Below are 26967 nucleotides of genomic sequence, written 5' to 3'. Positions count from 1 at the left end.
ATTAACAGTGTGAGAATTTAAATTTGAAGTATAACTTTTAAAACCTAGAGAATTATGTCTACAAATTTTGAATATCTTATTATAGGTGCAGGTCCTGCAGGCTTACAATTAGGGTACTATTTAGAGAAATCAGGAAGAGAATACCGTATCCTGGAATCAGGAGAACAACCAGGGGTTTTTTTTAGAGATTTTCCTCGGCATCGAAAATTAATATCGATTAACAAATATAATACAGGAAGTGACGATCCAGAGTTTAATATGAGGTTTGATTGGAATTCGTTACTTTCAGAAAGCGATGAAATGCTGTTTAAACATTACAGTAAAAAATACTTTCCTGAAGCAGAAAATTTAGTCGATTATTTAAGAGATTATGCTCAGTTTTTTCAATTAAAAATAGACTATGAAACAACTATAGAGCGTATTGAAAAGAAAAAAGATTTTTTACTTACAGATAGTAATGGTAATACATACTCATGTAAATATCTTGTTATAGCCACAGGGGTTTCAAAACCTTATATTCCAGAGATATCAGGGATAGAACTTACAGAAAACTATTCGGATGTATCTGTGGATCCGGATGATTTTATAAATCAAAAAGTATTGATTATTGGTAAAGGAAATTCTGGTTTTGAAATGGCAGATGGTCTTATGGATACAACAGCTATACTTCATGTAGCGGGACCAAAATCCATTAAAATGGCATGGAAAACACATTACGTTGGAAACCTAAGAGCTGTAAATAATAATTTATTGGATACCTATCAGTTAAAATCATTAAATGCAGTCTTAGATGTGCATATAGATAAGATAGAAAAAAGAAATGATAAGTATTATGTATCCTACAGGTTTGTGCGTGCAGAAGAAGCTCAGAAAAATATAGAGTATGATAGAGTGATTACTTGTACTGGTTTTAGTTTTGATAATGAGATGTTTAGTGAAACTTGTAAGCCTAATTTATGTATTAATGATAGGTTTCCTGAACAGACTAATGAATGGGAATCTTCTAATATCGACAATATGTATTTTGCTGGGGTCTTGATGCATATGCGAGATTTTAAAAAATCTACTAGCGGGTTTATTCATGGCTTTAGGTATAATATAAGGGCACTGCATCACATGTTAGAGTGTAAAAACCATAAAAAGAGTTGGCCACATAAGATTATAGATCTAGACTCAAAAAAAATAATGAAAATAGTAATTGATAGAGTGAATAAAACCTCTGCGTTATGGCAACAATTTGGGTTTTTAGCGGATCTGATTGTGATTTCTAAAGAAGACCAAAATGCTAAGTACTATGAAGAATTACCTGTAGATTATATCCATAATAGCGAGTTTGGTAGAAATGATAGTTATTATGTACTTACTCTAGAGTATGGTCCTAATCATGATAAGATGGATCCATTTGATGTTGATGTGGTTAGAATAAAACAATCCGCTATAAAAAATACAGATGAAAGTCATTATTTACATCCAGTACTCCGGCATTTTAAAAATACAAAACAAATAAGAGAACACCATATTGTAGAAAATTTAGAAAATGAGTGGTTTCATGAGATACATACCCAACCATTAGAACAATTTTTTAAAAGCGATATAAAAAGAATCGAACAAGAGCTAATAATTGGAATTGATGAGTAATTCTTCAGCAATTAAATTGGCAGGTTTGAGAGACTTTGAATCTGCTGCATGTACAAAACTTTCAAGAGAGATTTACGATTACTTTTCTGGTGGAGCTAATAATGAAATTACAATTTCCGAAAATGATAGGGCTTATGATCGAATAAAACTGAGACCAAGAATTTTACAAGGAGTGAGAGAGAGGGATACTTCGGTTATGATACTTGAGGAATCATTGTCAACTCCAATTTGTATAGCTCCAACTGCATTTCATTGTCTAGCACATAAAGAAGGGGAGTTAGCGACAGTAAAAGCAGCTGTAAAAGCAAATGCAATAATGATGGTGAGTATGGCTTCTACAGTTGCAATGGAAGAAATTGCATTAGTAGCAAAAAATAACTCAGAAGGACTTACACCAAAACTTTGGTTTCAATTGTATATACAGCCAGATAGAGAACTTACTAAATTATTTGTTAAAAGAGCAGAAGATGCTGAGTATAGTGCTTTAGTTGTTACTGTAGATTCTCCCGTGTTCGGAATGAGGGATCGTGATATACGAAATAATTTTCATGAACTCCCTGATGGACTTTCTTTAAAGAATTTTGATAGTATTAAGAGTAATTCTTCAGTTAGACCAACATTAGAGTTCAATTCAGGTCTTACTTGGAAAGATATAGATTGGTTACGATCAATTACTAAACTACCAATATTTATTAAAGGAGTATTGTGTGGAGAGGATGCTCAACTTGCTATTCAGCATGGGGTTGATGGAATTATTGTCTCTAATCATGGAGGAAGACAATTAGATACGCTACCAGCTACCATAGATGTACTGCCAGAAATAGCGAATGCGGTAGAGCATAAGATACCTATTATTATTGATGGAGGTATTCGTAGAGGAACAGATGTTGTTAAAGCTTTAGCTCTTGGAGCAGATGCTATAGCAGTTGGCAGACCCATTTTGTGGGGGCTTGCTGTTAATGGGGAGCAAGGAGTGTGTACTGTATTAAAGATGCTTCAGGAAGAACTTACTCTAGCGATGGCTTTATGTAATTGCTCTTCGATCAAAGAAATAAAAAAAAGTTTGCTATACTCTATTCTTTAAGACTAACAGTGTTATTTGAGAATAAGAAAAACGATGTATAGCTTAATATAAAAAAAAATAAAATGGATGGAAAAGTAATAAGTATTTTAGGAATAAGTATTTTATTTTTAATTACTTTACCTTATTGGTTACCTCCGCTGGTAGTCAAATTACGAATATTTTTATTTACTAAAGTAAATGGAGAAGAAGGAATTAGTATCCCGAGTGATCGAATTAATGCTTCAGAATTTAGACGGATATACTCTAATAAATCTGCTTCAGGACGAAGTGAAGGAGCGAATTTATCAAATTTATTCTGGTACTGGCTTTCTCCAGGAGCAGAAATGCATCAAGAGCATATCGAAAATGGAGAAGAATATAATCAAATAGCTTCTGTTACTAAAGCAGTGCTTTCAATCTCTAATCAGGAGATAGAAACATTATTACAAAAATGTGGAGCACCTGCTTTTTCAGAAACCATGATCAAATCGTGGAAAATAATCAAACTTAGAGATTTTATAATGCCAATATGGGTGCGTTTTTTTTATGAATTAATATTTGGAGAGAGTTGTTCTAAAGAAGATGAAAAAATAATTCTGAAACATTCTAGTAACGTAGTAAGTGCATTAAAATGTTGTGCTCTTAGGGATATGCCAACACGCAATGTATTAACTAAGTTCTTGATAGATAAATTAAATCAAGGGAAGTTTAAATATGATTTTCCAGGAAATTTTTCTGTAGAAGAAAAAGCGTTGTATTTGCAAGGCGTATTTTTTACAACAGCTATTGTGCAAATGTCTGATGCAATGGTGCATACGTTTCTTGCTTTGTCTAAGCGTATAGATATCCAAAAAGATCTTGTTCAGAATAAAGATAATGCTCGTTTATATGATAATGTAATTACAGAAACGTTACGCTTATACCCTTTATTTGGAATAGCACACCGTATCACAAAAGATGCAATACAAGTAGATGATCAGAATGTAAAAGAAGGCTCTGTTTTATGTTTTAATTATCCTAAATACCATAGAATAGGATATGACAATCCAGATGAATTTATACCAGAAAGATGGAATACTATTTCTAAAGGAAAATCAAACTATATGCCTTTTGGTATTGGTACTAATAGATCATGTCCTGCTAGTAATTTTTCATTGATACTAATGAAAAAAACAATGAGTATCGGTTTGAATCAATTTACTTTTCATTCCTCTGTAGAACATACTCGATCCCTTCCTAATCGAGGATCATGTATACTTGTTTCAAAAAAATATAAACTCACCAAAGGTAAACGAATAGCACTCTTATCTTTTTTAAAAATTCAAGATCAATGGGAAAAAGTATATGTCAGTATTTCTCAATTATTATTTGGTTTTATCATGATATTACATGCCCGAAATCTAAAGTTAACTACTAGTTATTATCAAAAAGAGCGGTATAATAAACAAAAAATCACTCCTTAAATGAAAACTAATAGTGTTATAAATAAAACTATAGAGAACTGGAATAAAGTATATTTTGATGGAGATCTTTCTTTAAAAGTGATACAACATTTAGAGGGGTTAGAACTTGATAAAAGAAACGAAAAAGCACAAGTTTTTTTGGAAAGAATGTTTCGATATATGAAAATAGCAGGTATCCAAGCAATAGATTTTTCTGATCAACAAGCGAAACAATTAAAGCTTGTTTCTAAATTAGTAGAAGATGTTTGGCAAGGATTTATTCTTCCTTTTACTTTAGAAGAGCGCCATAAAAAAATAGATGAATTTATTCGTAAAAGTAGATGGTTGAATAGTGATATACCAGGTAAATTCTTAGATGTAGGCTGTGGTTTTCCTCCTCATACTACTATTGAAACGGCAGCATTATTTCCTGATTGGAAAGTTATAGGTTTAGATCCAAATTTACCTAAATATTTAGTGAAGGATAGAGAAAATAATTATGCTACATTTGATGAGGATTATCATATACAGTATTTTCAAGGAGCGCCAGGGCAATCTCTAGAAATATGGAATGATCCAGAAAAGGCAAAATCGTATTTTAAGGATTTATTTAAAACCTTACTCTTATTATTACCAGATGAATACGAAATCAAAGATTCTATTGTAACTAATGAGAGAGGGGTATTGATAAGAAACCCAGCTCTTAACTATGAAACATCGAATTTATTTTTTTATAAAGGTAGTATAGGTGGTTTTAATATAAATGAAGTTAATGTTGTTCGTTGTTTTAATGTATTATTTTACTTTGATAAAGTATTTAGAAACAAGTCTTTAGGTTGGTTTTGTGAAATACTTAAAGAAGGAGGGTGTTTAATCTGTGGTATTAATGGAAATCATTCAATTAGATGCAGATATACAGTGTATCGAAAAGAAGGTGGCAAAATGGTTGCTAAGGAATTTGCATTTAGTATCGATAATATTCGTCCGTTAGGGAGTGTTGCTTGGGCAGCTTTTCATGACGATGATGAAGAAACGAATACACTTGTAGAATTGATAGGAGTACTACGATCAAATAAAAATTTTACAGAAAAGTATGATATGAGATTAGATCAACTATTAAGAAAGAAAGAGATGTATATTAGAGATAAAGATGGTTATCTGATAGCTTTGGATACAAATATGTCTCCTAAAGAAAAAGAAAAACGAAGTGTAGAAATAGTAGAGCAATTGAGTAATGAAGGCTATGTTGAAGCAGCAGTTTTAGAATTACAAGAACAGGGATATAATGCATATAGAAACGAAATAGGGTTTATAGCGATATCTCTAGAATAATATTATGAAAATTAAATTAACGTGGGATTGTGTAAAAACTCACGTTAATTTAATTTATAATAAATAGATTCATCTTCTAATGCAATAAGTAGTTCTTGTGAAATATTTACTTTTTGTTTCCTACTAGGCATGTGCAGTTTTAATTGTTCTGCCATTTCATAAATTACAAAATTCAGAGTATGGTTTCCGGTATGAGTACCTAATAATTCTTTTAAATCCTCAATTCTAGAGTCAGAAAGCTCATTAATATCTAATTGAATAGTAAGTTTTCTAGCATAAGTTTCCATAACGTCATGTAATAGTTGAAAACTATTAAATTGGATTCTTGGATCTCCTTTTTTGCCAGTATCTCGATTTACCCAACCTTCTTTTATGTATGCTTTAGCATATACAAAGGTGCTTTTTACTAAAAATGGGCGATGTTTTAGATATTCTTCACCAAAAATCCTGAATTCATGAGCAGTATTATAGTCTTCGATTATAAATGTAGCCCAGCCTTTACCATTTTTAGAAGTACGATGTTCTACTGTGGTAATTACCCCTCCAAAGGAAATCTCGCGATTAATATTATTTTCGAGATCTGCAAAATTTAACAAAGTGCCATTACAGAAATATTTCATTTCATACTTAAAGTCATCTAAAGGATGACCAGAAAGGTATATTCCTACAACTTCTTTTTCTCGGGCTAATTTTTCCATTGTTCCCCATTCTTCACAGGGTGGAACTACAGGTTCTGGAATTTGAACATCACTAGATTCGCCAAATAAACTTACTTGCGAAGAGTTTTCACTTTCCTGAAATTTAGCTCCATAACGCATAGCTTTTTCTAAAAAGGTAACACCATCTCCTTCTTCATGAAAGTATTGCCCTCGGTGTGTGTCTGTAAAAGAATCAAGACCTCCTGCTAGTGCTAAACTTTCAAAAGCTTTTTTATTAGCAGCTCTAAGATCAATACGCTTGGCAAGGTCAAAAATAGATTTGTACGATCCGTCTTTTCTGTTTTCTACTATAGTAGCTACAGCACCAGTTCCAACTCCTTTTATAGCGCCCATTCCAAAACGAACAGCTCCATCTTTATTAACTGAAAATTTACGGTAAGATTCATTTACATCGGGTCCTAATACATCTAGTTTCATGCGCTTACATTCTTCCATAAAAAATGTAACTTGTTTGATATCGTTCATGTTATTAGAAAGTACAGCGGCCATATATTCTGCGGGATAGTGTGCCTTAAGATATGCTGTTTGATATGCAATCCAGGCATAACATGTAGAGTGTGATTTATTAAAAGCATATGCGGCAAAGGCTTCCCAGTCTTTCCATATTTTTTCTAATTTATCTTCTGCATGTCCTTTTTCTGAAGCTTGCTTAATGAATTTAGGCTTCATTTTATCTAAAACAGCTTTTTGTTTTTTTCCCATTGCTTTACGCAATACATCTGCTTCACCTTTAGTAAAATTAGCTAGTTTTTGTGATAGCAGCATTACTTGCTCTTGGTATACTGTAATGCCATAAGTTTCTTTTAGATATTCTTCACATGCCTCGAGATCATAAATAATCTCTTCTGTACCATGTTTTCTGTTAATAAAACTAGGGATATATTCTAGTGGTCCTGGTCGATATAAGGCATTCATTGCAATCAAATCAGCAAAAACAGTAGGTTTAAGTTCCTTCATATATTTTTGCATTCCAGGAGATTCATATTGGAAAACTCCTACAGTTTCTCCTCTTTGGAAAAGAGCATATGTTTCTTCGTCATCCAATGGAAAATTCTCGGGATCTAATTCTACTCCATGCTTGGCTTTTACAATTTTTACAGTATCCTTGATTAAGGTTAGTGTTTTTAACCCTAGAAAATCCATTTTAAGTAGTCCGGCATTTTCTACTACAGAGTTGTCAAACTGTGTACAGTACATATCAGAGTCCTTAGCTAATGCTACAGGGACAAACTTAGTGATGTCATCAGGAGTGATGATCACACCACATGCATGAATTCCTGTATTTCTGACAGAGCCTTCTAATATTCTAGCTTGGTTAAGTGTTTCAGCTTCTAGGTCGTTACCTTCTGCAATATTAAGAAGTTCATTTACTTTTTCTAACTCATCACTTCTAAACTTTTTCTTTAATGTAGCTTCATCTACGCCAAAAATCTTTCCGAGTTTTGACATATTAGGGATAAGCTTAGAGATGCGATCTGCATCACCAAGAGGAAGATCCAATACTCTAGCAGTATCTCGTATAGAAGATTTAGCAGCCATTGTACCATAAGTAATAATTTGTGCTACTTGGTTAGCTCCATATTTTTCGATTACATAATCCATAACACGACTACGTCCTTCATCATCAAAATCAATATCAATATCGGGCATACTTACACGATCTGGATTTAAAAACCGCTCAAAAAGTAAATCGTATTTAATAGGGTCCAAATTAGTGATCCAAAGACAATAAGCTACTGCTGATCCTGCTGCAGATCCACGACCAGGACCTACGGAAACCCCCATGTCACGAGCAGCACGTATAAAGTCTTCTACAATTAGAAAGTAACCTGGATATCCTGTTTTTTCGATAACTTGTAGCTCAAAATCCAGACGTTCATCGATTGATGGAGTAATATCCCCATATCTTATTTTTGCACCTTCATAGGTAATATGTCGTAAGTATGCGTTTTCTCCTCGTTTACCTCCATCTATTTTATCTTCACTAGACTGAAATTTTTCAGGAATATCAAATGCAGGAAGCAATACATCTCTGGCAAGTACAAAAGGTTCTATTTTATCAACTACTTCTTGAATATTTATAATGGCTTCTGGTAGATCTTTGAAGAGGTCTTTCATCTCTTCCTGAGATTTAAAATAATATTCTTGATTAGGTAAACCATATCGGTAGCCTCTTCCTCGACCAATTGGAGTAGCTTGTTTTTCTCCGTCCTTTACACAGAGAAGAATATCATGTGCATTGGCATCTTTTTTTTCGCAATAATAAGTATTATTAGTGGCAAGCGTTTTAATACCATACTTTTTTGCAAATTGAATTAGTACTGGATTTACTCTATTTTCATCCTCTTGATTATGGCGCATGATCTCTATATAGAGATCATCTCCAAATTCTTGATGCCACCATAATAGTGATTCTTCAGCTTGTTTCTCTCCAATATTGAGTATCTTACTAGGGACCTCACCATACAGATTTCCGGTAAGAACAATAATATCTTCTTTATATTGTTTGATAATTTCTTTATCAATTCTAGGGAGGTAATAAAATCCATCAACAAAAGCAGTAGAGGACATTTTGGCTAAATTGTGATATCCGTTTTTGTTTTTGGCTAATAATACAATTTGATATCCATTATCTTTTCTAGATTTATCAGTATGATTTTCACAAACAAAAAACTCACATCCTACAATAGGTTTTATTTCTACACCTTCTGGTTCTTGACCATTTTCTATTGCGTCGGCATTTGCTACTTGTACATTTTTATTATGGTTGGCAATCCCCTGAACAAAATGGAAAGCTCCCATCATATTAGCGTGATCCGTCATGGCAACAGCATGCATTTTATGATGTGCCGCTACTTTTATTAAATCAGGAATGCTAGTGGTTGATTGTAGTACCGAAAATTGAGTATGATTATGTAAATGAGCAAAATTAGCCTTGTCAAGAGCTGCAATATTCTCATTAATTTCTTGCTGAGATAAATCTGATTCTCCCGTTTTAGAAAGCGCTTCCTGAATTTTTTGAGAAGCCTTTTTTAGATTAATATGTTTTAAGCCTATTAATTGAATCGACTCGGGATTGGCTGTCGTAAAATTCTGAAAATAATCTGATTGTACATCAAGTTCTTCTTGTGTAAAAATCTGCTTACGAATCAATTCTAGAAAACATCGAGTAGTAGCTTCCACATCGGCTGTAGCATTATGAGCTTCGCCAAATGCTACGCCAAAAAGATGTTGATGGAGTTCGGTTAATGTAGGGAGTTTAAATTTACCTCCTCGTCCTCCGGGAATCTGGCATAATTTTGCTGTGGTTTCTGTACAGGTATCTAAGACAGGTAATTCTTGAAGCTTATTTTCTATGCCAAGGCGATAGAATTCTGCTCCCATGATGTTAACATCAAAACCTACATTTTGCCCGACAACAAATTTAGTTTTTGATAGTGCAATAGTAAACTTATCTAATACTTCTTGTAGTGTAATCCCATCTTGTGCTGCTAACTCTGTAGAAATACCATGAATTTTTTCTGCGTCATAAGGAATGTTAAAACCATCAGGTTGTACTAAATAATCTTGATGCTCGATACAATTACCCATGGCGTCATGTAGCTGCCATGCAATTTGTATACATCTAGGCCAGTTATCTGTGTCACTAATAGGAGCATCCCATCGTTTTGGTAATCCAGTGGTTTCTGTATCAAAAACTAAGTACATATATAAAGAGGTATTTCTAGAAAATTATCCCAATCATGCAATGAGTTTATGGTGCAAGAAAGTCAACTGTTTTTTTTATGTATACAGAGAATAAAAATTAACTATAGTACTTACTACGGTTTATTTTTATTCTGAAGTATAAACAGAAAAAGAGTGTTTTATTGCAATAAATTCATAATATAAATGGTGTTATCCCTTACAAAGGACTTTCAAAAATAATCAAAATGATAGGTTTGTTTTCTAAAAAGTTATTCAGAATTATTAACTAGAGTATTGGTAAGCTGAATTATGAGATATCAAAAGACAAAAAAAGCGATCATTTTGTGTAAATGATCGCTCCTATCAATGTAATTAAATAAAGTAATTATTCAAACTATATTTTATTAGTAGCCAAACTCAAAGTATCCGTCGGATACTTGTGCGCCACTTCTGGTATTAAATTCAAATCTTCCTGTAATACATTTAGTTTCGGAATTGTGCTCGGTTACAATAAGATTTCCAGATAAGGCAGAAGACTTATCATTATTCATAGCGTATGAAGCACTATAGTTTCCAGATCCAGTCAGAGAATATGTCCCTGGTGTGGTATCAGCAGTGAATACTATTGTAATTTCCTCATTTTCATTAGTTGCTGTGATAAGTATTGATGTGTCATCTACACCAAATAACTCGGCATTATGATTGTCAGTAATCATTTCAGATCCATTAATCATAGCAGTTAATGATGCGTTGAGTAAACATGGATTGATTACTGTTTCAGGGTTTTTTTCCTCTTCTACAATTGTTCCGTTTTCTATTGGTAATCGATAAAACCATCCATTTTTAAAACTGATGATGTTCCCATTATCATCTTTAAGGTTTTCAAAATGAAAATTACCAGAAATTTCATTATTATGAATTTCGGTTATAATAACTTCTCCTTCAGTTTCTCCGGATTTAGAGATGAATTTTTCTTGTTCTTTTTTAAAACTAGCTTTACTAACCGTTTTATGGGTAGTTTTATATGTTCCTATTTTTGTAGAAGTGGTGGTAAAACTTATAGATTTATTGCCTACGCTACCGGATATGACTAATGTTCCATCAGGATATATGATTGCTTTTTTGATGGTAGATCTGAATAATTCATTTCCTATTTTTGTTTGAAGTGCTGGATTGTTGACTTCAATATCAGTAGAGCAAGAATTAAAAATTAAGCATATAGCTACTAATGTTAGGGTAATTTTCTTAATCATAGGCTTGGGGCTTTAATATGATTTTATTACGGTTTTACCGTACTTATATTTACTCTTACAAACATATATTTAAAATTTTAAGAAACCAATTTTTCATCGAAAAAATACACATATTATCGATGAAATACACAAAAAATATTTTTTTACATGTATAAAACCGGTTAAATTCTTTTTTTTACTTTCTAAAAGAGAGCGGTTTATGATTAAATGGTATAAAAAAATGTAATCCAAATAATAAACTGTTGTATATTGATTTTATTTAATGAAAAAAAACTATCTTTGCGCCCTTAATTATAAATAGGGTCGAGCACCCAAAAATTAATTTATTATGCCTGTTAAAATTAGATTACAGAGACACGGAAAAAAAGGAAAACCTTTTTATTGGATCGTAGCAGCAGATGCTAGATCAAAAAGAGATGGTAGGTTTCTTGAGAAATTAGGAACTTACAATCCTACTGTAAACCCAGCAATGATTGACTTAGATGTTGATGGAGCTGTGAAATGGTTACAGAATGGAGCACAGCCTACTGATACAGCAAGAGCTATCCTATCTTATAAAGGAGCTTTGCTAAAGAATCACTTGGCTGGTGGAGTAAAAAAAGGAGCTTTGACTGAAGAACAAGCAGCAGAGAAATACCAAGCTTGGATCTCAGAAAAAGAAGGTGCAGTTGGTGCAAAGAAAGATGCATTAGTAAAGGCTGAAGAAGCAGCAAAAGCAAAAGCTTTAGAAGCAGAAAAAGAAGTTAACGCTAAGCGCGAAGAAGCAGCAAAAGCAGCATTAGCAGCTTCTGAGGCAGAAGAAGTAACTGAAGAAGCTAGCAACGAGGAAGAATAGTTGCACTATTAACGATGAAGAAAGAAGAATGCTTCTATCTAGGTAAAATCGTAAGTAAATTCAGTTTTAAGGGGGAGGTGCTGATTAAATTAGATACCGATGAACCTGAAAGTTATGTAAAAATGGAATCTGTATTTGTTGAATATAACAACAATCTGATTCCATTTTTTATAGAAAGATGTTCACTACACAAAAGTGATTTACTACGAGTAAAATTTGAGGATGTAGATTCTGAAGAAGATGCAGATGACCTCATGAAAACAGAATTATACCTCCCACTTACGTTATTACCAAAACTTGAGGGCGATCAGTTTTATTTCCATGAAATAATTGGTTTTACAGTTATGGATATTGTTTTTGGAGAAGTAGGGGTTATTAAGGCTGTTAATGATTCAACAGCTCAGGCTTTGTTTGAGATTGATCGCAATGGTACTGAGATTCTTATTCCTATGAATGATGAATTTATTAATAAAATAGACAGAGTGTCAAAAACAATTATAGTTAGCACTCCTGAGGGACTAATTGATTTATACCTGTAAGTTTTATTTTTATCATTCTGATATAGTAATTCATATTTCTTGATAAAAGTTTACAACTATGACTAAGCCTTTTACATTTAAATGTTTTACAATTCATCAAGATCAATGTGCTATGAAAATAGGTACTGATGGGGTGTTACTCGGAGCTTGGGTTCCGATTAATGATTCTATAACTTCAATTCTTGATATAGGAACAGGAACAGGGGTGATTGCTTTAATGGCAGCACAACGTTCTGATGCAAAAATTATTGATGCACTAGAAATAGATGCAGATGCTTATGAACAAGCAGTAGAAAACTTTGAAGCTTCCTCATGGGGAGATAGATTATTTTGTTATCATGCGTCTTTTCAGGAATTTATGGAAGAAATTGATGATAAGTACGACTTATTGATTAGTAACCCTCCTTTTTATACAGAAGATTATAAGACTGCTGACCATAAAAGAGATGTGGCAAGATTTGAAGATGCTTTACCATTTGAACATTTATTGGTTGGATCAGAAAAGTTATTGTCAGGTAAAGGACAGTTAGCGATAATTATACCGTATAAAGAAGAAGAACGAGTGATCAGTATTGCGGAGCAAGTTTTATTATTTCCTGAAAAAATTACTAGAGTAAAAGGAACGAAAGACTCAGAAACTAAAAGAAGTTTATTGTTGTTTGGGCGAGAGAAGAGAAGTGTTGAAGTTGATGAATTAATTATAGAAAACTCTAGAAATCAATATACAAGTAAGTATATTGACCTTACAAAAGATTTTTATCTAAAGATGTAATCATTGGGATACAACATAAAAAAGGAAGATCTATCAATAAAATCTTCCTTTTCTAAATCTAATCACTCTATAAAAAAAGCTTAATCTATATGGTATATATAAACAAAGCTTTTATTTTTTAATCATGCTTATTTTTTAGCAATCCATTTTCCTTCCGCATCACAGAAAACTTCCATTTCTTTTTCGCCTTGTTTTATTACTAATTTAAATTCTGAAGCATCTTCCTTAGCAGCTGCTCTTTCTATTGTTGATCCAGCATAATCTTTTGCTACAGCATCAAGAACAGGTTGTGGTAAGTTTTCTACAGCTAGATCTATGTACTTGTCCTGAACAGGAGCAATTGCTTCTGTAGTTTCATTAGAAGCTATTTCTTGAGCAGTTATAGTTTGAGTTCCTATTAATAATCCAAAAGCTAATACTGGTAATACAATTAAATTTTTCATCGTTATCGTTTTTAATTAAATTTTATGTCGTTATGCTTTTATAGTATAGAATAATTATGCCATAGGAAATGTGAAATATAAGTATCTTGTTAATATTTTGTTTATCAGTATTTTATGATTTAGGCTGTTATTGTTTTTATTGATGTTTAGATTTTTTTTGTGTGGAGAAAAATAGGGAACTGCGGAATTAATACCCAGATTTTGAATTAATTAGTTATTATGGGGTGGTAATACATTCTAGCAAAAAATAAGTTTATATTTATTTCCCTAATTAAGAACTAAAATCATATAAGTTAATGATTTGTGATAATGTGTCGTTTTATGGGAAATCTATAGGCAGTTTAAATTTTAGCACTTGTGAAATCAGCTAGAATTTGATTTAAGTATAATAAGTCATAATGGATAGATAGTATTTATTCCTTTTTTATTTTTCAGACCAAAAAAAGATTTTAAAATAGAAATTTTGATTGCTTTAGATTTTCTTGTAGTAAATATTAGAGAAAAATTACTGTAATGAATTTTAGAAACTATAAAATATGTAACCTTATGTCGTGTTGAATCATCAAATTAACTAAAAAAAATTAGTGAATTAAAATAATATAAAAACACAAACGTAAATTTTAATATCAATGCCGTTGAGTATATACATAAATATGGTGGGAAGGCTAAAATTACAATATATACTGATGCTGGTCATGACATATGGGAGTTGCCATTTTAAAAAAAATAATTTAATAGATTGGTTATTAGATTAAAGTAAGACCAAGAATATTCCAAGATTTAATCAATTGGATTCAAGTATTTATGAAAAATATACTGGTAGATATACATTGATTGATAGTCCCAAAGACACTATACGAGTTATTTATAGGAATAATAAATTACATTTAATATTTCAGAATGAAAATCTAATTTCTTTATCCTCAGACGCAAAGACCAAATTTTATGTAGATATAGCACCTTGGACAGGAGTTTAATTTATCATTGATGGTGATATGGTAATTGGATTAAATTTACTTGAGCATAGATTTAAGGAATATTCTAAGTTAAAGATATGAGAATAGGATGAGATATATAAAGTCATGAATGGCTAAATCATAGGTGCTAGTAAATGGATTAATAATAAATAGCAAGGATATAAGTGTTTTTTATGATCAATAGTTGTTGAATTGATAAATATGTTGATCAATATTTTTAAAAATGTCAAAAAAATTGCTTCCTTTTTTATCATTACCTACATTTGATATGATAATTTTGAAAATACTTTAAAAATATGAAACCAGACGTATTCCAAGCGCCAGATTATTATGAGATTGATGAATTATTGAGCGATGAGCATAAGATGGTTCGTGATGCTGCTCGTAGTTGGGTGAAACGAGAGGTATCTCCTATTATAGAAGAGTATGCTCAGAGGGCAGAGTTCCCTAAACAAATTGTTAAAGGACTTGCAGAGATCGGAGCATTTGGTCCTTATATACCAGAAGAATATGGTGGTGCTGGATTGGATCAGATTAGTTATGGCTTGATTATGCAAGAGATTGAACGTGGAGATTCTGGTGTGCGATCTACATCTTCTGTGCAATCTTCATTAGTGATGTATCCAATTTGGAAATATGGCTCAGAGGAACAACGAAAAAAATACTTGCCTAAATTGGCATCAGGAGAATTTATAGGATGTTTTGGTCTTACGGAGCCTGACCATGGATCAAATCCTGGAGGGATGACGACTAATTTTAAAGATAAAAGAGATCATTATTTGCTAAACGGAGCGAAACTCTGGATTTCTAATGCACCCTTTGCTGATATTGCAGTAGTATGGGCTAAGAATGAAGAAGGAAGAATTCATGGGCTTATTGTAGAACGTGGTATGGAAGGGTTTACAACTCCGGAGACACATCATAAATGGTCGCTTCGAGCATCAGCAACAGGAGAGTTAATCTTTGATAACGTAAAAGTGCCTAAAGAAAATATATTGCCAGGTAAAAGTGGACTTGGTGCGCCATTAGGATGTTTAGACTCTGCGAGATATGGTATTGCTTGGGGAGCGATTGGAGCGGCTATGGATTGCTACGATACAGCATTACGGTATGCAAAAGAGCGTATTCAATTTGATAAGCCTATTGCAGCAACGCAATTACAGCAAAAGAAATTAGCGGAGATGATTACCGAAATTACTAAAGCACAGTTATTGGTATGGCGATTAGGAGTACTACGTAATGAAGGAAAAGCTACATCAGCACAGATTTCTATGGCAAAACGGAATAATGTAGAGATGGCTATTACTATTGCTAGAGAAGCGAGACAGATCCTAGGAGGTATGGGAATTAGTGGGGAATATAGTATAATGCGACATATGATGAATCTAGAAAGTGTAATTACATATGAGGGAACGCATGATATCCATTTATTGATTACAGGAATGGATATTACTGGTTTATCAGCATTTAAATAAATAGTACAAATTGTAGAATATATATGCTGAGTGCAATATAATCAGATCAATATGAGTATTAAGTTGTATTGATCTGATGGATTTAAAAATGGCTTCTTTTTTTTATAATCAACAGCCTTGGGGAAAGGCTCTCGATGAAGTATTAAAGAATATTATATATAAGGTTGTATTTTTTTTGAAGCCATATCTTTACTAAAAAAACCAAATTTAAAACCAACAGCTTTTACGTAAACATAACTTTGTAAATTAACATCGTATTCTAATGGAGCATTTAATGCTTTCATAGTGTTAATGGTTCTGTAAAGCTTGGTTTTAGAAACTTCTAAACGTGCAGCTAATTCTACAGGAGTTCCTGTAGCTTTCATGCGAATTAATTGATCGATTCGTTCCATGAGTTCAATGTGTTTAATGATAACATTCATAATTATTCTTGCTAAAAACTAAAATTATTAAATCAATATCTATTAGGGGGTACATTATTTTATGTCATGAGAAGTAGTTTTGTTACCCTGTAATATGCTTTTTTTTTGAAAAAAATAAAAGATTAAGAATGTTTTAGCTTTAATACACTCTTTTATATTGAAGTATAGAATAAAAAAGATTGTGTACAGCTATTCTAATATAAGAATGAAGTTGTTCGTTTTATTTAAAATTTGAATAAATTAATAGCCTCGATTTTAATGATATTATGATACCATTTTAGAATGATAATACTGTATTTGAATGCAATTGGTGAAATACTTCGGAAAAGAATACTAGACAAAAACAACTATTCTACTAATGCTTTTAATAACTGAGATGCTTTATCTTTATATACACCATCATAGTTAATAATATTTTTAAGCAGAGTTTTTGTTTTTTTAGAATCATTCATTTTTAAATAGGTAAGTGATAAATACCATTGAGCGATTTCGTAATATCTATCTTTATTTCTGATAGCTATAAATTGTTTAATTGCTTTTTCTTCTTGATTCGTATTTAAGTAACTATTTCCTAGATATAACCGTAATCGTTGTTGATTCATTAAATTAGGATGTTTCTCTAGTGTAGTAATTACTGCTTCGTATGCTCCTTTTGTATAGTTTTTAAGAATGCCTTGTTCTTCAGTTATTTCTCCTCGTATAGTATCTTCTGAGGGAAAAGGAACGTAATATGCTTTATATAAACCCTGTGTTTGATTAATAGTGTTAGATGTGTACCATAGAGATATTCCAATACCTATTAAAATAGCAATAGAGGCAGCAATTTTCCAAAAAGAAAAAAATGTACTTTTTTTTTGAGAAGTAGTATCTTGTTGTTTGATCGTACTACTAATTTGTGCTAATTTTTCTTTAAAGATTAATGTATCTTGATCTTCTAGGATTTTATGAAGAACTCTATGTTTTTCAATTTCTTCTTGTAGTTGGGGATTAGTATGTATTTCTTTTTTAAAAGCAATTAGATCTTCTGGCGATAATCTATTTGTAAGATACTGTTCTATTTTTTCAAATATTTCTGGAGTCCTTTGCATAACTGTTATTCTTTATCAGTAATTCTTTTTAACTCCTGGTATATCGAGTCATTTTCGATCATTTCCATAAGGTGTCGTTTACATTCAATTTTTTTCTTTCGGGTATATCCTTCAGAATACCCTGTGATGTGAGCAATCTCTTTCATGCTATTTCCTAAAAAAAGTAAATTTAATACTTTGCGACATGAACTATTTAATTTTAAAAAGTACTTACGATAAACATACTCACGCTCTTTTTCCTCTATGTCTTTAATTACTACAGGGTCACTAATTATAGCATTATCGTGTGTATCTTCTGTAATAACCATTTTTTTGTTTTTTCTTAATCGATTCCGCCATATATTTTTACAAACTCCATAAAAATAGAAACGTAAAGAAGAATGTAATTTTAGGGAATCAGTATTTAATTTTTGATATATAAAAATCAATGCGTCCTGAAATACATCTTCAGCATCTTCATCATTTCCAAAATTTTGAAGGATATAGGGTTTAATATACGGCAAGTTTTTTTATAAAATGCAGTTATAACCTCTTCATTACCAGTTACGATTCCTTCCATAATCTTACGATCTTCAATACTATTCATATATTGATGTACTAAAACAACAAATTGTTACCTTTTTTATTTGATTAAATTAAAAATAACATCATTTAAAATTAATAAAAACAGTCTTTTTGATTTAAAAAAGACTGCAACCAAACTGTATTGCTACAAAATATTTAGACAAAAAAAGAGGATATAATATGTAGCTTTTTTAATAGATGTAAAATTGAGAAACAATAAATTTTTAAAATTAATTAGTATATGTTATAGTGTTTTTCTTTTATAAAATACTAAGATAAATAATATCGATGAAAAACAAGTGCTTTGATATTTTTAGAATTAAATTAGTTATAGTCAAGCGAAGCAAAACACTATTATGGCATTCCAATATTTTACTAAAGCAGATTCTCTTTTGCTTCATGGGGAGCATGATCATTCTGCAACGGTTTATAACAAGGAATGATTAAATCAAAAGTGTTACATCAAGCAAAGTTAGAGTACCTTATGAAAACAGACATAAACAGGACACAGCCATTCTATGGGGCAGGATTTTATCTAGTCGGTGATTCAGGCTCAATCGATTTTGGAAATGATATGAGATTGTATTGGATAGTGGGGGGTAGGAGTTGTATTGATAATGTTTATAGTTTTTTTGTAGTATCGAAGAAAGCAAAAGTTATATAGTGTATAGGTAGAATAGAAGAATCAAAATCATATAAAAGTGATGGTATCATCATAGATTTTCCGAATTTTGTAAGATGAATTATGATTTGATTATTGTAGGAGGTGGAGCAGCCGGTTTTTTTACAGCTATTAATGTTGCGGAGAACGCCCCTAAGTTAAAAATAGCCATTTTAGAGCGGAGCAAAGAAGTATTGTCTAAAGTTCGAATATCTGGTGGAGGACGATGCAATGTAACACATGCAGAGTTTATCCCTAATGAATTGAGTAAAAATTACCCTAGGGGAGAAAAAGAACTTAGAGGACCGTTTCATACCTTTATGACGGGAGATACTATGGAATGGTTTGATCGTAGAGGTATCGAACTAAAGATTGAAGATGATGGCAGGGTATTTCCTGCTTCGGATTCTTCTGCAACGATTATCAACTGTTTTTTGTCTGAAGCAAAACGATATGGAATAGAAGTTTTAAAAAATCATGCTGTTAAGAGCTTTTGCCCAAAGAATACTTACTGGAACATACAAACTAGTCAAGGAGAATTTATAACTAAAAAATTAATGATTGCTACGGGAAGTAATCCTAAAATATGGAAACAATTAGAAGGATTAGAACATCGTACCATAGCAGCAGTTCCTTCATTATTTACATTTAATAGTAAAGATCCAAGAATAGTAAATCTACCAGGTGTTGTAGTAAATGCCACAGTAAAGGTTGCAGGCTCTAAATTATCAAGCAAAGGACCGCTGTTAATTACCCATTGGGGGATGAGTGGTCCAGCAATTTTAAAACTTTCTGCTTGGGGAGCGATAGAATTAGAGGAACGTGCATATACTTTTGAGATTATAGTCAACTGGCTTAAAGAGTATTCGCAGCAAGAAATTTTTGAAGAACTTATTGTATTAAAAAATCAATACTCCAAACAACAATTGTATACCTATACACAATTTGATTTGCCAAAAAGATTGTGGCAGAGTTTGGTTTTGGCATCAGGAATTAAAAACAATACACGTTGGGCGGATACTAATAAAGTACAACTTAGAACGTTATCAGAAGAATTGACTCAAGGGAAATTTCAGATCAAAGGAAAAAGTACATTTAAAGAGGAATTCGTTACTGCTGGAGGAGTTGATCTAAAGGAAATAAATTTTAAAACTTTTGAAAGTAAAAAACATCAAAACTTGTATTTTGCAGGGGAGGTCTTAAATATAGATGCAATTACAGGAGGGTTTAATTTTCAGAATGCTTGGACAGGGGCTTTTATTGCAGCACAGGCTATAATTTCTGGTTAGTGTTATTGTATAACTAATAAGAATGAAATTATCTATTACTTTAGAGTTTCTAATAGTTTTTTCAATCAGTTATGAGTATAGTATTGAATTCGTTAGAACCTTTGATTAGGATAACATTCTGTGGTGAAATACTGTGTATAATATTTCAAAAAGAATTTAAGTTTAAAAAAAAGATTTAAAAACATGGAGACATATATTGCTTTATTACGTGGAATTAATGTAAGCGGTCAGAAAAAAATAAAAATGGCAGATCTTAAGGTGATGTTCGAAGATCTTGGTTGTATCTCGGTTACAACGTATATCCAAAGTGGAAATGTAGTTTTTCAGTATAAGAGTATTGATACAAAAAAAATAAGTGTTTTGATTACAAAAGGAATTTTAACTCACTTTGGTTTTGATGTTCCTGTTTTGGTTCTTACTCATAGAGCACTGGTGTCTATTTATGAAAATAACCCATTTTTAGAACAGCTTAAAACTAAAATGATAGAGGATAAAAAAATGTATTTCACATTACTTTTTAATGAGCCTGATAGTACAACAGTAGCAGAGTTTGCGAATATCTCTTATGATAACGAAACGATTATTAGTACTAGCGAAGTAGTCTATTTATATGCAGGCAATGGGTATGGTAAAACGAAACTAACTACTGTTTTTTTTGAAAAAAAATTAAATGTTATGGCTACTACTAGAAATTTAAAAACAATGCATAAGCTAATTGAGTTAAGCAAACTATAGTACGTTTTTTTTTTCGGGGGTTATGAAATGATCGTTTGATCTTTTAAGAACCCTCTCCAGGAAATTTCAATAGCTTGATTGATGTGCTTTTCTTGTAGTTTTACAGTTTCATTTTCATGAATTTTAACCATTGATACGACATTGCCAAAAAACAGTTCTTCCATAACCAAAGTATTATAAGATTTAAAAACCTTTTCTTTTATACCTTTCCTAAAATATTCTTCAATTTCGTTATAATATTGTCTAGCCTTATCTTTTAGAGATTGCGGGATTTCTGGAGAACGTGCAATCTGCTCAGAAAATATAAACGCGAGAGGGTTATTGACAAAATAATAAAACAAGTTAAGCCACATTATGGTAAATTGTTTTTTAGTATCCTCTTCTGGGATATTACGCATTACAACCGTTCCAAAATCTTTGGTGAGCATTAAATAGAGCTCGGTAATGATTTCTTCTTTATTTTTAAAATGATGATAAACTGTTCCATTAGCTACACCAGATTCTTTAATAATTTGAGAAAGAGAAGTAGCATTGATCCCTTGCTTGGTTATTAACTCTAGAGTAGTTTGTAATACTATTGCTTTTTTGCTCATAAAAAATCAAATTCCTTATTCTTTTTAATTTAGTTGCCATATGCCAAAATTTAATGCAGTTGCAAAAGCAACCCAGATAATATAAGGGATAAGTAGGTAAGCTGCAACAGAGTTTACAATAGTAAACCATTTAATAGTAAACAGCAATAGGATAAGTAGGGCCACGATATCCAGTAATGCAATTAGAGGGTTTTGTAGTCCAAAGAAAAAAACAGACCAAGCTACATTAAGAAGTAACTGAAACCCAAAGTGGTATAACGCAGTTTTTACCCATTTATGATAAAAACCTTTACTCCAGACAATTCCAGCAGCAACTCCCATCATAATATAAAGGACAGTCCATACAGGTCCAAAAATCCAGTTAGGAGGAGTGAAAGAGGGTTTGTTTAGTGTAGTATACCAAGTATCAATAGAAGTCTGAGTAGCAATACTACTTAACAAACCTATTAAGACACATAATAGTATTGCAATACTAATACGGAATAACTTTTTTTTCATTTAAACAAGTTAGTGCACTACTAAAATAGGAATTTATTTTTACTCTGAAAGTGCTTAAAATATACTATAGCACTTATCTTTGCCTAAAATCATTGTATATTATGACAGATTACCCTCAATTTATTTCTCCTATAGTTTCAGAATTACCAGAGGAAGGAGTACTGTCCTGTAGTGCTCCCAGCAATATTGCTTTGGTTAAATACTGGGGTAAACGACCTATTCAATTACCAGAAAACACGTCGATTAGTTTTACATTAGATAATTGTAAAACTACTACAATTTTAAAATATAAAAGACGAAATGTAGTCGGAGAAGATTTTGATTTCGACCTTCTCTTTGAAGGAAAGCCTAAGCCGGATTTTAAACCTAAGATTCAAAATTTTTTATACAGAATTCAAGAATACCTTCCTTTTTTGAAGCAGTATACATTTATGATAGAGACTAGCAATACCTTTCCTCATAGTAGTGGAATTGCTTCTTCAGCTAGTGGAATGAGTGCATTAGCATATTGCTTGGTGCAATTAGAAAAAAAGATAAACCCTGATATATCAGACTCAGAACTTCTTCAAAAATCTTCGTTTTTAGCTCGTTTAGGATCAGGAAGTGCGTGTAGAAGTATTGAAGGTCCTATTACAGTATGGGGAAAACACCCCTATATTGATGGAAGTAGTGATGCCTTTGCAATACCATTTCCGTTTCTGGTGCATCAAAATTTTAATAATTATCAAGATACAATTTTGTTGATTGATAAAGGAGAAAAACAAGTAAGTAGTACTGTAGGTCATGATTTGATGCATGATCATCCTTTTGCAGCAAAACGTTTCGAGCAAGCAACAGATAATAGTACTAAGTTAAAAGAAGTATTGATTTCGGGTGATCTAGATGCATTTATTCAGATCGTAGAGAGTGAAGCATTAACATTACATGCTATGATGATGACTTCTTTGCCTTATTTTATCTTAATGAAACCTAATACGTTATTAGTACTTCAAAAAATATGGGAGTATCGCGCGGCAACTGGATCTAAAATTTGTTTCACATTAGATGCAGGAGCCAATGTACATATTCTATATCCATATACTGAAAAGAAAGAAGTTTTAGGTTTCATAACCAACGAGTTAGTTGCATATTGTCAGAATGGGCAGTATATTTGCGATAAAATAGGATTTGGAGCAAAATTATTGTAACTTTAATCCTAATAGTTAAGGGAAAATACATATTACAACTTTATATTGATAATGAAAGGACCGTTATTTTATTCTAAGATACTTTTGTTTGGAGAGTATGGTATTATTAAAGATTCTAAAGGTCTTTCTATACCATATAACTTTTTTAAAGGAGCATTAAAGGTATCTGAAATACCTGATCAAAATGCGATTGAATCTAATGAAAATCTTAAGGATTTTGCAGCATATTTAGAACAAATTCAAGATAAAGAAGTAGTAAAGTTTGATTTTGAAAAATTACATTCTGATATCAATTTAGGAATGTATTTTGATAGTAGTATTCCTCAAGGATATGGAGTAGGTAGCAGTGGAGCTCTTGTAGCTGCTATTTATGATAAGTATGCAGAAGATAAAATTACAATATTAGAAAACCTTACTCGAGATAAATTATTAAAGCTTAAAGAGATTTTTGGATTAATGGAATCTTTTTTTCATGGTAAGAGTTCTGGCTTAGACCCTTTAAATAGTTATCTTAGTTTACCCATCCTTATCCATTCTAAAGATAATATAGAACCAGCAGGAATTCCTTCTCAGAGTGTAGAGAATAAAAAAGGAGCAGTTTTTTTATTGGATAGTGGTATTGTAGGAGAAACGGCACCAATGGTTACGATATTTATGGATAGTATGAAGCAAGAAGGTTTTCGTAGTATGCTTAAAAATCAGTTTGTAAAATATACTGATGCATGTGTAGATGATTTTCTAAAAGGAGATGTTAAATCCTTATTCTTTAATATAAAGAAATTATCTCATGTTGTTTTGGATAATTTTAAACCAATGATTCCTAAACAGTTTCATAATTTGTGGAAACATGGTATAGAAACTAATGATTACTATCTTAAATTATGTGGTTCTGGTGGTGGAGGCTATATTCTAGGGTTTACTCAGGATTTTGATAAAGCACAAGCGTCTCTTAAAGACTATAAATTAGAGGTAGTTTATAATTTTTAACAAGCATCATTTTTTATGCTTACAAGAAAACATAAACTCATTCTTCTTAAATTATTGAGTTTATTTTCTGTCGTTAGAGGATATAATATTCTGGTCATAGTACTGGCTCAATACTTTACTTCAATATTTATTTTAGCTCCTCAAATAAGATTGAGTGAGGTTATTTTTGATTCCAATCTATTTGTTATTGTATTAGCTTCTGCAGGAGTGATAGCAGCAGGATATATTATTAATAATTTTTATGATAAGGAAAAAGATTTAATTAATAGACCACAGAAGACTATGCTTGATCGTTTGGTTAGCCAGAGAACTAAACTAACAGGGTACTTTATTCTTAACTTTCTTTCGGTAATATGTGCCAGTTATGTATCATTTAAAGCAGTTGTTTTCTTTTCTCTATACATATTTGGAATATGGTTTTATTCTCATAAACTCAAAAAATTTCCAGTTATAGGAAATATCACCGCTTCTTTATTAGCGATAACCCCTTTTTTTGCCATATTTATTTATTATAAAAACTTTGAACAAGTGATTTTTGTCCATGGAACATTTTTATTCTTAATGTTAGTGATGAGGGAAATGATTAAAGATTTAGGAAATTTAAGAGGAGATTTAGCTCAGAACTATAAAACGATTCCTATTGTTTACGGAGAATTGATTTCAAAACAGGTAATAAGTATTTTAATTTTAGCATCTGGAGTTCCTGTATATTTACTACTTACCCAATATGAAATCGGATTTATGTATTTTTATTTCTATACATGTATTATCCTTCTACTATTATTTTTACTAGGTCTTTGGAATTCTAAAGAAAAAAACCATTATGTGTGGTTACATAATATTTTGAAGCTAATTATTCTAGTGGGAGCATTTAGTATTATCTTGATTGATGCGAATATGATCCTAGATAGAATTTTCTGGTAAAAAAAAAAGCAGTTGTAAAATACAACTGCTTTTTTATAAGTTGGGTGGCTAATATTTATGCTTTTGGCTTTAATATTTTTAGAGAAATTTTAAATACTTTATTTCCTATTGTAGATACTTTAGAATTTATTTTCTTGTAGTTTAATCTTGATTTAATGTAATTTGCTACATTAGTTTCTTCAGAAGCTACAGATAATACTACGATCTCACCTTGTCCATTTAAAGTAAATTGGATATCAGCACTAAGTTCTTCTTTTTGTAATTTGAATTCTGGATTCTTTAAAAGAACTGCAATTTGGTTTCTTAATTGTTTTTCTGAGTTATAAGGATTGTTGTCTGAAGCAGAAATTTGCGTTGATCCTAATACTAGAGCGATTAATAATACTGTTAATTTTTTCATTTTGTTTATTTTTTAGATTTGAGTTTTCTCTATTTATTTGTTTTAATTTGATGGTACAAATGTATGATTGAATACCAAACTATTTCTATGATTAGGTTTTATTAGAATGTATTATAATGATTATGATAACGTTAAAGAGTGTATATTTTAACATTAATTAAACTTTGCGAAATAAATACTTTTTAGAGCTTTACTTTTTTAAAATGAATAGTAAATAGTGGTTCAGATATAGAATTGTTAAATTTAACAATATAACGTTGCTATTTTTTAGTTTTTTGACAACACTCTAATGTTACCTAAATGTTAAGATATGGTTTTTCCATAATCCTATTGCAGGTATTTAACACATTGTAAATCAATTTTTTACATGTTACCTATTTGTTAACTGCGTAGCGGTATTTTATGGGGTTTAAGGGGTGCTAATAAAAATATACCTATATAATATATTATAATGAAAGAACAGTTATTGACAGTTGGATTAGCCCAAATCTCACCAGTTTGGTTAGATAAAATGGCTACTATTAAAAAAATAGAAGATTCTATTATAGAAGCATCTTCACAAAAAGCAGAGTTAGTTGTTTTTGGAGAAGCTCTTTTGCCAGGGTATCCATTTTGGGTATCACTTACTGACGGAGCTCAGTTTGATAATGTGATTCAAAAAGAAATTCATGCACATTATGCACATAATGCAATTTGTATAGAAAAAGGTGATTTAGATACAATATGTACTCTAGCAGAAGAAAATAATATAGCTATCTATTTAGGAATTATAGAACGACCACTGGATCGTGGTGGACATAGTTTATATGCCTCACTAATATATATTGATCAAAGAGGTGAGATTAAATCGGTACATCGTAAACTGCAACCAACATATGAAGAACGATTAACGTGGTCGCCAGGAGATGGTAACGGTTTGTTAGTACATCCATTAAAAGCCTTTACGGTTGGAGGGCTAAATTGTTGGGAAAACTGGATGCCATTGCCAAGAGCTGCATTATATGGGCAAGGAGAGAACTTACATATATCAGTATGGCCAGGTAGTGATTATAATACTAAGGATATTACTCGTTTTATTGCCAGAGAATCTAGATCTTATGTAATTTCGGTTTCTAGTTTGATGCGGAAAGAAGATTTTCCTACAACTACGCCACATTTAGATATCATTTTGAAGAATGCACCTGATATATTAGGTAATGGTGGTTCGTGTATTGCGGGTCCTAATGGAGAATGGATACTAGAACCAGTACTTCATAAAGAAGGAATACTTATTGAAACCTTAGATTTTAATAACGTATTACAAGAACGTCAAAATTTTGATCCTGTAGGGCATTACTCAAGACCAGATGTAACGCAATTGCATGTAAATAGAGAACGGCAAACTACTATAAGGTTTGATAAATAATAGTTGTTATACCTATACTATAAACAATTATCTTTGTAC

General features: G+C 31.6%; 24 protein-coding genes. 15 read left to right on the top strand and 9 right to left on the bottom strand.

Translation table 11 applies throughout. The features are described from left to right. Positions 1-54 precede the first annotated feature (54 nt). The 4 genes from N456_RS04915 to N456_RS04900 all read left to right on the top strand — a co-directional run bounded on the left by N456_RS04915 (position 55) and on the right by N456_RS04900 (position 5475). On the top strand, positions 55-1638 hold the full coding sequence (locus tag N456_RS04915; protein ID WP_062054531.1) for an NAD(P)-binding domain-containing protein: 1584 nt from the start codon (positions 55-57) through the stop codon (positions 1636-1638). Then, positions 1631-2722: an alpha-hydroxy acid oxidase gene (locus tag N456_RS04910; protein ID WP_062054529.1), complete on the top strand. Its 1092-nt coding sequence runs from the start codon at positions 1631-1633 to the stop codon at positions 2720-2722. Before N456_RS04915 ends, N456_RS04910 begins: the two co-directional genes overlap by 8 nt. Positions 2723-2784: 62 nt before the next feature. Next, positions 2785-4164: a cytochrome P450 gene (locus N456_RS04905; RefSeq protein ID WP_062054527.1), complete on the top strand. Its 1380-nt coding sequence runs from the start codon at positions 2785-2787 to the stop codon at positions 4162-4164. After that, the gene (locus N456_RS04900) at positions 4165-5475 is read left to right on the top strand and encodes a hypothetical protein (RefSeq protein WP_062054526.1); all 1311 of its coding nucleotides are present in this window, start codon (positions 4165-4167) and stop codon (positions 5473-5475) included. It abuts the gene before it with no gap. 44 nt (positions 5476-5519) lie between these two features. Here N456_RS04900 and dnaE read toward each other — a convergent pair whose 3' ends face one another. Both dnaE and N456_RS04890 read right to left on the bottom strand, forming a co-directional pair. Then, a complete protein-coding gene (dnaE, locus tag N456_RS04895) occupies positions 5520-9902 on the bottom strand; it encodes a DNA polymerase III subunit alpha (RefSeq protein WP_062054524.1) in 4383 nt (1460 codons plus the stop codon). A 383-nt stretch (positions 9903-10285) separates the two neighbouring features. Further along, entirely contained in the window at positions 10286-11134 is an 849-nt protein-coding gene (locus N456_RS04890) for a DUF6252 domain-containing protein (RefSeq protein ID WP_062054522.1), read from the bottom strand. Positions 11135-11462: 328 nt separating this feature from the next. On the opposite strand from N456_RS04890, the gene N456_RS04885 reads away from it, so the two are divergent. The 3 genes from N456_RS04885 to N456_RS04875 are packed head-to-tail and all read left to right on the top strand — an operon-like array spanning position 11463 to position 13280. Continuing rightward, positions 11463-11969, top strand: coding sequence for a 30S ribosomal protein S16 (locus tag N456_RS04885; protein ID WP_062054520.1), 507 nt, complete (start codon positions 11463-11465; stop codon positions 11967-11969). A 14-nt stretch (positions 11970-11983) separates the two neighbouring features. Continuing rightward, the gene (gene rimM, locus N456_RS04880) at positions 11984-12508 is read left to right on the top strand and encodes a ribosome maturation factor RimM (RefSeq protein ID WP_062054518.1); all 525 of its coding nucleotides are present in this window, start codon (positions 11984-11986) and stop codon (positions 12506-12508) included. Positions 12509-12566: 58 nt separating this feature from the next. Further along, positions 12567-13280, top strand: a complete 714-nt coding sequence (locus N456_RS04875; RefSeq protein ID WP_062054516.1) for a tRNA1(Val) (adenine(37)-N6)-methyltransferase — start codon at positions 12567-12569, stop codon at positions 13278-13280. A 128-nt stretch (positions 13281-13408) separates the two neighbouring features. On the opposite strand, the gene N456_RS04870 is transcribed toward N456_RS04875, so the two are convergent. Then, entirely contained in the window at positions 13409-13723 is a 315-nt protein-coding gene (locus tag N456_RS04870) for a hypothetical protein (protein WP_062054505.1), read from the bottom strand. Positions 13724-14511: 788 nt separating this feature from the next. On the opposite strand from N456_RS04870, the gene N456_RS24005 reads away from it, so the two are divergent. Both N456_RS24005 and N456_RS04865 read left to right on the top strand, forming a co-directional pair. Then, entirely contained in the window at positions 14512-14700 is a 189-nt protein-coding gene (locus tag N456_RS24005; protein ID WP_148639191.1) for a hypothetical protein, read from the top strand. 296 nt (positions 14701-14996) lie between these two features. Next, the gene (locus N456_RS04865; protein WP_062054503.1) at positions 14997-16175 is read left to right on the top strand and encodes an acyl-CoA dehydrogenase family protein; all 1179 of its coding nucleotides are present in this window, start codon (positions 14997-14999) and stop codon (positions 16173-16175) included. A gap of 152 nt (positions 16176-16327) precedes the next feature. Here N456_RS04865 and N456_RS04860 read toward each other — a convergent pair whose 3' ends face one another. The 3 genes from N456_RS04860 to N456_RS04850 form a co-directional block, all read right to left on the bottom strand. Then, positions 16328-16567 carry a hypothetical protein gene (locus tag N456_RS04860; RefSeq protein ID WP_148639190.1) on the bottom strand — a complete coding sequence of 80 codons (240 nt, stop codon included), beginning with the start codon at positions 16565-16567 and terminating at the stop codon, positions 16328-16330. A 377-nt stretch (positions 16568-16944) separates the two neighbouring features. After that, positions 16945-17685: a tetratricopeptide repeat protein gene (locus tag N456_RS04855; RefSeq protein ID WP_062054499.1), complete on the bottom strand. Its 741-nt coding sequence runs from the start codon at positions 17683-17685 to the stop codon at positions 16945-16947. Positions 17686-17690: 5 nt separating this feature from the next. Then, positions 17691-18188, bottom strand: coding sequence for an RNA polymerase sigma factor (locus N456_RS04850; protein ID WP_062054497.1), 498 nt, complete (start codon positions 18186-18188; stop codon positions 17691-17693). Between the two features lie 799 nt (positions 18189-18987). Between N456_RS04850 and N456_RS04840 the strand changes: the two genes are divergently transcribed. Both N456_RS04840 and N456_RS04835 read left to right on the top strand, forming a co-directional pair. Further along, positions 18988-20199 carry a BaiN/RdsA family NAD(P)/FAD-dependent oxidoreductase gene (locus N456_RS04840; RefSeq protein WP_062054493.1) on the top strand — a complete coding sequence of 404 codons (1212 nt, stop codon included), beginning with the start codon at positions 18988-18990 and terminating at the stop codon, positions 20197-20199. Positions 20200-20382: 183 nt separating this feature from the next. After that, positions 20383-20934, top strand: coding sequence for a DUF1697 domain-containing protein (locus tag N456_RS04835; protein ID WP_062054491.1), 552 nt, complete (start codon positions 20383-20385; stop codon positions 20932-20934). Between the two features lie 20 nt (positions 20935-20954). Here the strand turns inward: N456_RS04835 and N456_RS04830 are convergent, their stop codons facing one another. Further along, the gene (locus N456_RS04830) at positions 20955-21527 is read right to left on the bottom strand and encodes a TetR/AcrR family transcriptional regulator (RefSeq protein ID WP_062054489.1); all 573 of its coding nucleotides are present in this window, start codon (positions 21525-21527) and stop codon (positions 20955-20957) included. Positions 21528-21551: 24 nt separating this feature from the next. Continuing rightward, positions 21552-22025, bottom strand: coding sequence for a TspO/MBR family protein (locus N456_RS04825; RefSeq protein ID WP_062054486.1), 474 nt, complete (start codon positions 22023-22025; stop codon positions 21552-21554). A 101-nt stretch (positions 22026-22126) separates the two neighbouring features. Here N456_RS04825 and N456_RS04820 point away from each other — a divergent pair, with 101 nt between their 5' ends. Genes N456_RS04820 through N456_RS04810 form a run of 3 tightly spaced genes read left to right on the top strand, consistent with a single transcriptional unit; the run spans position 22127 to position 25123 of the window. Then, on the top strand, positions 22127-23212 hold the full coding sequence (locus tag N456_RS04820; RefSeq protein ID WP_062054484.1) for a diphosphomevalonate decarboxylase: 1086 nt from the start codon (positions 22127-22129) through the stop codon (positions 23210-23212). A 51-nt stretch (positions 23213-23263) separates the two neighbouring features. Next, entirely contained in the window at positions 23264-24199 is a 936-nt protein-coding gene (locus tag N456_RS04815) for a mevalonate kinase family protein (protein WP_062054482.1), read from the top strand. Positions 24200-24214: 15 nt separating this feature from the next. Further along, positions 24215-25123, top strand: a complete 909-nt coding sequence (locus tag N456_RS04810; RefSeq protein ID WP_062054480.1) for a geranylgeranylglycerol-phosphate geranylgeranyltransferase — start codon at positions 24215-24217, stop codon at positions 25121-25123. Between the two features lie 55 nt (positions 25124-25178). Here the strand turns inward: N456_RS04810 and N456_RS04805 are convergent, their stop codons facing one another. Continuing rightward, positions 25179-25523, bottom strand: coding sequence for a hypothetical protein (locus N456_RS04805; protein ID WP_062054479.1), 345 nt, complete (start codon positions 25521-25523; stop codon positions 25179-25181). Between the two features lie 451 nt (positions 25524-25974). Here N456_RS04805 and N456_RS04800 point away from each other — a divergent pair, with 451 nt between their 5' ends. Beyond that, positions 25975-26928 (top strand): carbon-nitrogen hydrolase family protein, encoded by a 954-nt coding sequence (locus N456_RS04800; protein WP_062054477.1) that lies wholly within the window; start codon positions 25975-25977, stop codon positions 26926-26928. The last annotated feature ends 39 nt before the right edge of the window (positions 26929-26967 follow it).

This window comes from Aquimarina longa SW024, assembly GCF_001401755.1.
Classification (GTDB): Bacteria; Bacteroidota; Bacteroidia; order Flavobacteriales; family Flavobacteriaceae; genus Aquimarina; species Aquimarina longa.
This window is presented reverse-complemented; position numbering and strand designations above follow the sequence as displayed.